The sequence below is a fragment of the Cupriavidus sp. 05N40 genome, assembly GCF_056397305.1.
Genome location: NZ_JBFTND010000009.1, coordinates 51638 through 60798 on the forward strand (window position 1 = coordinate 51638; position 9161 = coordinate 60798).

Consider the following 9161-nt stretch of genomic DNA (forward strand, 5'->3'; position numbering starts at 1 on the left):
GCCGTCGGGCCTGGAACCTATGAACAAGAATCTAATGATTAGCGCCGGCTTCGTGGTAGTCCTCACCGCCGGCATCTGGGGCGGAAGAAACTGGGCCCAAATGCAGCAGCCCGACCAGCGTGGCAAGGCGGTCGAGTCGGTGCAGGCTGCCTCGTCCTACGCCAACCCCGAGGCCGCCAGGCCGCGCCCCGTGCCATCGCTGCTAAAGCTGCCTGATGGCGGCTTCGACCCAAAGGCGGTCAAGTCCGTGGTGTTCAGCCCGCAAGCCGTGACGATCGACACGCCCACGCCCGGCAAGCTGGCCTACAACGTGCAGCAAGCCAAGCTGGCGTCCGCGCGCGTGGCCGGCCGCGTGGAGCGCATCCTTGTGTTCGAGGGCGCCGTAGTCCATGCCGGTCAACCACTCGCCGAGCTGTACTCGCCCGAATACATCGCTGCGCAAAATGAGTTCCTGCTTTCGCACAACGCCTATCACACCTTGAGCAACAGTGACCTGAAGGAGTTGGTGGATGATGCCAAGCTGACCATGCAGTCGTCCGAGAACAAGCTGCGTGTGCTGGGCGCGTCCGCCGAGGACATCGCGCGCATCCGCGAGCGGGGCACCGTTTCCGACACCTTGACCGTCCGCGCGCCGATCGGAGGCACCATCGTCAAGCGCGACATGGATCCGGGCTCCTATCTCAATGTCGGCGATTCGCTGATGAGCGTCATCGACACGCGTTCGATCTGGTTCACTGGCAATCTCTACGAAAACGATATCAAGAATGTACGCCTGGGCCAGACCATCGAGATTGAAACCCCGGCCTATCCAGGACGGCACTACCGAGGGCGTGTCAGCTTTATCGCGCCCAATGTCGACGCCGACACCCATACCCTGCAGGTGCGTTGCGACGTGCCCAACCCGGACGGCACGCTGAAGCCCGAGATGTATGCCACAGCGCGCATCGTCACCGGCAGCACCCAAGCCCTGGTGGTGCCGCAATCGGCCATTGTCAAGGACCAGGGCAAGCTCTACTTGATGCTCCAGCCTGACGACAGGCACATCGAGCGCGTGCCCGTGCAAGGCACACCGCTGAGCGACGGCACCTTCCAGGTCACCGACGGCGTGCCGGCGGGCGCGTCCGTGCGAGTGGTGACGCAGGGCGGCATGCTGCTCAACGAAATGCTGCTCAAGCAGGAGGACTGAGATGGTCTTCTCGCCCATTAGAAGCGTCCTCAAGCGGCGCCTGGTTATCGTCTTCCTGGCCCTTGGCCTGCTGGCGGCCGGCGTGCTGAGCTTCTTGCGGCTGCCGCTGCAAGCGTATCCCGGCGTGGCGCCGGTGACGGTGCAAGCCATTACGCAGTGGCCCGGACGCAGTACAGTCGAGGTAGAGCAGCAGATTACGATCCCTGTGGAGAACGCACTGGCCAGCGTGCCCGACGTGCAGTCCTTCCGCTCGGTTTCGCTGTTCGGGCTGTCGGTGGTGACCGTCAAGTTCAAGGAGGGCGTGGACAACTTCAAGGCGCGCCAGAACTTCGTCACCTACCTGTCGCAGGCCAACCTGCCAACTGGCGTTCAACCCAACCTGTCGCCGGACGGCGACGCCACCGGCGAGATCCTGCGCTACCGGATCGAGGCCAACGGCGTTGACGTGACCACGCTAAAGACCTACCAGGACTACAGCGTCTACAAGGAGATCAAGCACGTTCCTGGCGTGGCCGACATCACAGCGTTCGGCGGCATGGTCAAGCAGTACCAGATCGTGCCAACGCCCGAGAAGCTGCAGGCCTACGGACTCTCGCTCAAGCAGGTGGTGGATGCGGTTTCCAACGCCAACGCCAATACCGGCGGTGGCCTGATGAAGTCCGGCGAGCAGCAGTTCGTGGTGCGTGGCGTGGGCCTGCTGCAAACGCTCGACGATATCCGCAACGTTACCGTCTCCGTATCCCAGGGCGTTCCGGTGCGCGTGCGCGATATCGCCGTGGTCCGGGTGGGCAACACCCCGCGCCTGGGCATGGTGCAGTTCGACCAGCACGACGATATCGTCGAAGGCATCGTGCTGATGAAGCGCGACGAGAATGCCACCGAGGTGCTGGCACGCGTGCGCGACAAGATTGCCGAGATCAACCAGAACGTGCTGCCGAAGAATATCCAGGTCAAGACCTTCTATGACCGGCAGAACCTGCTCGACATCACCATGGGGACCGTCGAACACGCGCTGTTCGTCGGCATCTCGCTGGTGCTGATCGTGCTGTTCATCTTCCTCGGCAGCTTCCGCGCTGCGGCGGTGGTGGCGGCGGTGATCCCACTGGCCTTGTGCGTGTCCTTCATCAATATGGACCACTTCAAGGTGCCGGCCAATCTGATCTCGCTGGGGGCAATCGACTTCGGGTTGATCGTGGATGCCGCGGTGATCGTCATGGAGAACATCATGCGCCACCTGGAGGAGGGCGAGAGCAATGTCGCGGACGGCATCGTCAAGGCCACCAGCGAAGTCCAGCGCGCCATGATCTTCTCCACCGGCATCATCATCGTGGCCTATTCGCCGTTGTTCTTCATGGGCGGGGTGGAGGGGATCATCTTCAAGCCGATGGCATTCACCATGGGCTTCGCGCTGTTGGCGTCGATCGTGCTCGCGTTGACTTTCGTGCCGGCGGTGACGTCCTTCGTATTCCGTGGATCGCTGCGGCCGCATTCGCCGAAGTTTATCGCGGTGATCCTGAGCGGCTACAAGCCCCTGCTGCGCAAGCTGTTGAGAAAGCCCGGCCTGGTCTTCCTGGCCGCCTTCGTCGGCCTGGCCGGCACGCTGTACAGTTCGCGCTATCTCGGCACGGAGTTCCTGCCCACGCTGGAGGAAAACAATCTGTGGCTGCGCATCACGCTGCCCAACACCGTTGACCTCGACTACTCGGCTTCCATCGCGCGCGACCTCCGCGGCTTCTTCCGCGATCAGCCTGAGGTGAAAACCGTGTCGGTACAGATCGGACGCCCGGATGACGGCACAGATTCCACCGGCGTGTTCAACCAGGAATACGCGCTCTACTTCAAGCCACCTGCCGACTGGCCCAAAGGCGCCACCAAGCAGCAGGTGGTGGAACGGCTGAGCCAGCACCTGAATCGCATCCCAGGCATCGAGTACAACTTCTCGCAGTACATCCAGGACAATGTGAACGAGGCGCTGTCCGGGGTCAAGGGCGAGAACTCAGTGAAGATCTACGGCTCCGACCTGGTGACGCTGCAGGACAAGGCCAGGGAAGTCGAGTCGATCCTGAAGAAGGTACCGGGACTGGCCGACGTCGGCATCTTCAAGGAACTGGGCCAGCCCACGCTGAACATCACGGTTGACCGCGAGAAAAGTGCACGCTTCGGCATGAACGTCAACGACATCCAGTCGGCGGTGCAGTTCGCCATCGGCGGCGATGCGGTGACCAACATTCTGGAAGGCGAGAAGACTTTCGGGCTGTCGGTGCGGCTGCATGACCAGGCGCGCAACAACCCGGATGTCATCGGGCGCCTCCTGGTGGATACGCCTGACGGTCAGCGCATACCGCTGTCGATGGTGGCCAAGGTGGAAGCCACGGATGGCCCGTTCTTCGTCTACCGTGAAACCGGCAAGCGCTACATCGCCATCAAGTTCGGCGTGCGCGGGCGTGACCTGGGCAGCGCGGTGGCCGAGGCGCAGGAAAGAGTGAACAAGGCGGTGACACTGCCGGCAGGCTACAGCATCTTCTGGGACGGACAGTTCAACCAGATGAAGATTGCGCAGAAGAAGCTGGCCGTGATCGTGCCGCTGACCATCCTGGTGATCTTCCTGCTGCTGTACAGCACCTTCGGCAACTTCAAGGATGCGCTGATGGTAGTGCTGAACGTGCCATTCGCGGCAATTGGAGGTTTGCTGTCACTGCATATCGCCGGCGAAACCCTGTCGATCTCGGCGGGCATCGGCTTCCTGTCGCTGTTTGGCATTGCGATCCAGGACGGCGTGATCCTGATCTCCTACGTCAACCGGCTGGCGCAGTCCGAAGATTTGCACGAAGCCGTGGTTGAAGGCGCGGCGCTGCGCCTGCGTCCGGTGGTGATGACCGCCATGCTGGCCGGCCTGGGCCTGCTGCCAGCGGCGCTTTCGCACGGCATCGGATCGGAAGCGCAACGCCCGCTGGCGCTGGTGATCGTGGGCGGCATGGTGACCACCACGCTGCTGACGCTACTGGTGCTGCCCGTGGTATTTGCTTGGGTCAATCGCCATCGCGGACGTAAGGGCGGGCCCCATGCAGCCTCGCTGACGCCGGCCGAAGGCGTCTGAATCTGAATTCACCATCGGCCGGTGCGCGCGAGGCGTACCGGCCACAGAAGAGGAGATTGTCATGACCAGGGAAATGCGTGTCCTTCCCATGCTGCTGGCTACCGTATTTTGCTTCTGCCTCGGCGCGACTTTCAGCGCGACGGCGAAGACCTCAAGCCAAGGCAAGCAGCAGGCAGCAAAACCGTCAAAACAGCAGAACCGGAATTCCGTCCTTCCCGCCAACACCCGGCCCTAGCATTCGCCGGTCTCGCAAAACGCGTGCAGTCCGTTCGAGAGCTTGAAAGAAGTAAGCCCTGCAAACCAAACACGTTTGCAGGGCTTTATCACCGATTGCGGTAACGAAGCTTCGATCAGCTCGATTAAGTGTCTATTGAGGTACCCGCACAACCTATGCGGGCGGATTATTTATTATTTCTGGCAAAGGCTACCATCGCACTTTAGTCCATTGCAGCAATTGTTGTCCTTGCCGCACAGTTCGTTCTCCTGTTTGCAACTGTCTGCGGTCACTGTCGAAAATGGACCTCGCTTGATTGTACTTGCCAAGAACAAAGGAAGCCGTGAATCGACATTTTCGCGATGTGCTTGGGATATGGGCGGCTGGCGCGGTGCTGGGCTTGGTGGGGACTGTGCGAAGCTACTGAACGTGACGCTAAGCGTCGACAGGGCCACGCACAAGAGGATTCGGTTGCGCATATTATTAACTCCATTTTATTGCCAGATATGATTCCCCCGGTACGGCCCAGCGTAGGAAAAGGCATTAGGAATTGCAAGACAGTTCTGCGACTCGGATAGTCGCCGCACCACTAGTGGAAATCGGAGAGCGACGACGACGGTTGCCACTTGGAAGCATTGGCTCGCGTGRGAAATGGAATCCCCGCGGCACCGCGGTCCGCCTGGCGCTGGAGCAGGCGACGGATGGTCTTTTCGGCGTGACGGCGAATTTATTCTGGATCGGCTCTTCGCGGAAATCGACATCGATGTCTGGTGACGCGCCGCGTTCCCAGGAACCTTTAAAAAGCGGAATGCCTCCGCATCACCGATCCGCAGCCGCACGCCGGCATGCAACGCCAACCGCGATTCACGGGCGAAGCCGACTGGCGCGGCCGCGCGTTTCAGATATTTGCCAGGCAAGCAGCCCCGGGAGGAAGATGATCAGGTCCCGGATGCGGCGTGCACCCGCCAGGGCAATGCAGGTCGCGGGATCAATACCCAGTGCGGTACCAATCACGACAAATCCCCCTTCCTGAACCCCGAGCGCCGCAGGTACAAAAAAGGCTGCGCTACTGAGTGCGTGAATCAGAGCTTCGAGCACCACGGCGTCCACAACGCTTACCTGTGCCCCAAGGAAATGCAGCGCCAGCCAAAGCTCCAGCGCGGTCGATATGTACTGGAGCGGCTGCCAGAAGAATAGAAAGCGGAAAATGATCGGCCGGCGGCGCCAGATCAGCTTGATCGACTGATCGATCCTTGCTGGCTGACCTGTCAGCGCAGCAATTTTCCCGCTGGTAATCTTGCTGAGCACACGGCCGAGCCGTTCAAACGGGCTTGCGTGCTGCACCAATGCAAACAACACAAGCAGCGGCAGAAGCACCACCACGCCCCAGGCGAGATTGCCGGCGAGCTGGAAGGCTTTCGAGTCGGAATGCGCCGTCAGCAGGAAGCCGATTCCGACCATCGTAAATATCAGCTGGCTGATCAAGGTGAGTTGCATATCCACGATCAGGCTTGCCGATGCGGTCGACGACCGCAGTCCCCATTGCCGCATCAGGCGGAAGGAAACAATCTCGCCTCCCACACGTGCAACTGGCAGCAAGCTGTTCACAGACTCTCGAATCCAGACAAGGCGCAACATCGAGCCAATCCCCGGGCGTTTCGCTTCCAGAACCAGCGTTCTCCAATCGCACGCGTTGCACAGCATGGGAAGCCAATGCACAAGCCCGGCGAGAATCAACCCGCCTCCCGCTGTGCGCATCAATGAGAACACCTCGGTAGGGTCTTCGTGCCAGACGAGCCCAAGCGCAGCCAGCAAACCGATAAGAGCGGTGATGGAACCGAGATATCTCATGATACGAATATCAGTCCTCTTTGACGGGACGTAGCAGACCACTGCCACTAACCTCGAAGCTGTTTTTTGCCAGTGGCGAGATGACCCGCCTTGTCGAGGCTAATGAGCCATCTTGGAAAAATCAACTGTTATAAATACGAGGCTCAGGATAACCATTCTTATTCGCGTTTTCAACCAGCCTTCGAGTTATCCGCCAGCCGGGACATCGCGATGTGTCGCAGGTGGAGAAAGCAGCATGTGCGTATGCCATTGCTCGCTTTGTCGAGCCATCTGTCCGAGAGCAGGCTTTCCGGTACTCGACTTGGAACTGCATTTCCATCTGAGAAACCATTGCGATGACGATTGGCGGCGGACGGCCGGCAGCTGCAGAGCGCGTGTTTGCATCGTACTCTGCCGCCCCACATGCCGCTGGCGCCGCGTTCAATTCCAGAGGGATGAACTCCGAAAAAACTTCGCGGCGTCGGGAATAAATCGCGGTGTCAGGCGGTTTTACATGGGCCTGGGACCGGAGAGCACCGTGATCGCAACCGACAAGTCCAGYCGCTTCGCAAAAGTGGCGTTGCCGCATCTGGACGCGGCCTATAACCTGGCGCGCTGGCTAAGCGGCAGTGCAAGCGATGCGGACGATATCGTGCAGGATGCCTACCTGCGTGCGTTCCGGTTCTTTGACGGCTTTCACGGCGACAATGCGCGCGCGTGGCTGCTGGCCATCGTCAGGAACACGTGGTTCAGCGAATGGCGCAGGCGGCACAATGCAGCGGATAACACGCCGTACGACGAAGCGCTGCATGGCGACGAGCGATTGCCGGGGTGGATCGACGATATCGGCAGCAATCCCGAAACGCTAGCGGTGCGCCATGGCGATGTGGAACTGGTGCACCGCGCGCTCGAACAGTTGCCGGTCGTCTATCGCGAAGTGCTTGTCCTGCGGGAGCTCGAAGACATGAGCTATCGCGATATCGCCCTGGTTGCCGACATTCCGATCGGCACCGTGATGTCGCGCCTGGCGCGCGCACGTCACCTGCTCTGCTCTGCGGTGCGCGCCGAGCAGGCGAGGGTGCGCGGCGGCATTGACGGCATCGCGCCCCGGCCGGTGCCGGTGCGGGGTCATTCGACGGGAGCGAATCATGAATGATGATGCGATGGAAAACTCGCTGCACGGCATGCTGCATGACGGATCGCTCTATCACCGTGCACCGGCGCATCTGCCTGCGCGCGTGCTGGCCGGGCTGCCGCGCGAGGCGCGTCCCCGCATGGCCCGCTTCGCATGGCCCGTGCTTTCCGCTAGCGGCGTGCTGGCGTGGGCCGGTGGCGGCCTTGCCGGAGTGGCGGCCTCGGCGCTGGTGTTCGGCACGCTCATTCTGGTGCAGCCGCCGCAGGCCGATGCACTGAGGCAGGCGATCGTATCGAGCCATGTGCGCGCGCTGTTGTCGCAGCATCCGATCGATGTTGTATCGACCGACCAACACACGGTCAAGCCGTGGTTCAACGGCCGGCTCGACTATGCGCCGCCGGTCATCGACCTTGCGACGCAGGGTTTTCCGCTGGCAGGCGGTCGGGTGGACTATATCGACCGCCGCACCGTTGGCGTACTGATCTACCGCTACCAGAACCATCCGATCGATCTCTACATCCTGCCGGCAACGAGCGGCGCATTGGCAGCGGCAAGCTTTTCCACTGACGGATACGCGATTGCCCGCTGGCACCAGGACGGCATGAACTTCTGGGCCATCACCGATGCGGAGCCCGCGCACCTGCATGCCTTTGTTCAAGCGCTGCGAGCCACGCAAGGCGAGCAGGAATAAACCGGGCGCGGCCAGCGTTCTACTGGTGCACGGCGCACCGGTTCCGCAGGGATCCTGGATCGCCACGGAGACAGAGCGTCGTGCAGCACCAAGGCACAGCCTCCGTGGCGACACGCTCTGTGCCGCGGACCCTGGACTTACCGCATCTGGAGATTGTCATGAAATTCCTCATCCCGCTGGCTGCCGCCGCGCTGGCATCCTTCGCAGGCCAATCCTATGCCTTCGCCGGTCGCACCGACAATACCTGCGCCGACTGCAATACCCACGTTGCCGGGCCTCGCGATCCGTTCACGAACGGCGCGAAGACAGGCAAATTCGATGTCTTCACCGACGGCGAGAGGGTCACGGACCCGCGCGATCCGTTCACCGAAGGCGCTCACGCCTGAAATGCTGCTGTTGTGCCGCCGCCCAGCACGGTAACCGCTGTCTTTGGTTGCTGTGCGGGGTGCCGAACGGTCACGTTCTTCCAAACGGCGGCGTCACGGCTGGCCGTGCCGAAGAGCGCGTAGTCAGACCCGAGGCATCTGCGCCGCCCTGGATAGCACGCGGACACTCACCGGGTCATCGCGGCCTCGCAGGCGTGCGGACAGCTGCGGCAGGTCGGCGGCCAATACGCCGGCATGCAGAAAGACCTCTTCTGAGACGATCGCCTCGCAAGCAAGCTCTTTTGTCAACTGCTCAAGTCGCGAGGCCACGTTCAACGGGTCGCCAATCGCAGTGAATGCGACATGCTCGCGAAAACCAATCTGTCCCATTACCGCCCGGCCGCAGTGCAATCCGATGCCAAACCGGATCGTGGTCTGCAACTGCTGCTCGAGCGCAACGTTGAGTTCGTCAATGCTGGATGCTACCAGCGGCACCGCGCTTAGCGCCTGACGACAAGCGGCGGACGGCTCGCCGCTTAAGCCAAAGATCGCGAGCACTGCGTCCCCCAGGAACTGGTTTGGCACGCCGCCCGCCTGGACTACCGCGGAGCAGACCGCACTCAAGAAACGACTGACCACGAAC

Annotated in this window: 8 protein-coding genes; 6 read left to right on the plus strand and 2 right to left on the minus strand. The window is 61.4% G+C overall.

What is annotated here, in order from left to right; genetic code table 11:
* Nucleotides 1-19 precede the first annotated feature (19 nt).
* The 3 genes from AC1DO7_RS03780 (at nt 20) to AC1DO7_RS03790 (ending at nt 4518) form a co-directional block, all read left to right on the plus strand.
* Nucleotides 20-1186, plus strand: a complete 1167-nt coding sequence (locus AC1DO7_RS03780) for an efflux RND transporter periplasmic adaptor subunit (RefSeq protein WP_441623418.1) — start codon at nt 20-22, stop codon at nt 1184-1186.
* Between the two features lies 1 nt (nt 1187).
* Complete coding sequence (locus AC1DO7_RS03785) at nt 1188-4283, plus strand: efflux RND transporter permease subunit (protein ID WP_441623417.1); 3096 nt, start codon at nt 1188-1190, stop codon at nt 4281-4283.
* 61 nt (nt 4284-4344) lie between these two features.
* Entirely contained in the window at nt 4345-4518 is a 174-nt protein-coding gene (locus AC1DO7_RS03790; RefSeq protein WP_441623415.1) for a hypothetical protein, read from the plus strand.
* Between the two features lie 843 nt (nt 4519-5361).
* Here the strand turns inward: AC1DO7_RS03790 and AC1DO7_RS03795 are convergent.
* On the minus strand, nt 5362-6348 hold the full coding sequence (locus tag AC1DO7_RS03795; RefSeq protein ID WP_441623414.1) for a lysylphosphatidylglycerol synthase domain-containing protein: 987 nt from the start codon (nt 6346-6348) through the stop codon (nt 5362-5364).
* A 517-nt stretch (nt 6349-6865) separates the two neighbouring features.
* On the opposite strand from AC1DO7_RS03795, the gene AC1DO7_RS03800 reads away from it, so the two are divergent.
* The 3 genes from AC1DO7_RS03800 to AC1DO7_RS03810 all read left to right on the plus strand — a co-directional run bounded on the left by AC1DO7_RS03800 (nt 6866) and on the right by AC1DO7_RS03810 (nt 8539).
* Nucleotides 6866-7483 carry an RNA polymerase sigma factor gene (locus tag AC1DO7_RS03800; RefSeq protein ID WP_441623428.1) on the plus strand — a complete coding sequence of 206 codons (618 nt, stop codon included), beginning with the start codon at nt 6866-6868 and terminating at the stop codon, nt 7481-7483.
* Nucleotides 7476-8153 carry an anti-sigma factor family protein gene (locus AC1DO7_RS03805; RefSeq protein ID WP_441623413.1) on the plus strand — a complete coding sequence of 226 codons (678 nt, stop codon included), beginning with the start codon at nt 7476-7478 and terminating at the stop codon, nt 8151-8153. Before AC1DO7_RS03800 ends, AC1DO7_RS03805 begins: the two co-directional genes overlap by 8 nt.
* A 158-nt stretch (nt 8154-8311) precedes the next feature.
* Entirely contained in the window at nt 8312-8539 is a 228-nt protein-coding gene (locus AC1DO7_RS03810) for a hypothetical protein (RefSeq protein WP_441623411.1), read from the plus strand.
* 123 nt (nt 8540-8662) lie between these two features.
* Here AC1DO7_RS03810 and AC1DO7_RS03815 read toward each other — a convergent pair.
* Nucleotides 8663-9161, minus strand: a 499-nt coding sequence (locus AC1DO7_RS03815) for an adenylate/guanylate cyclase domain-containing protein (RefSeq protein ID WP_477115805.1), incomplete at its 5' end; no start/stop codon positions are given.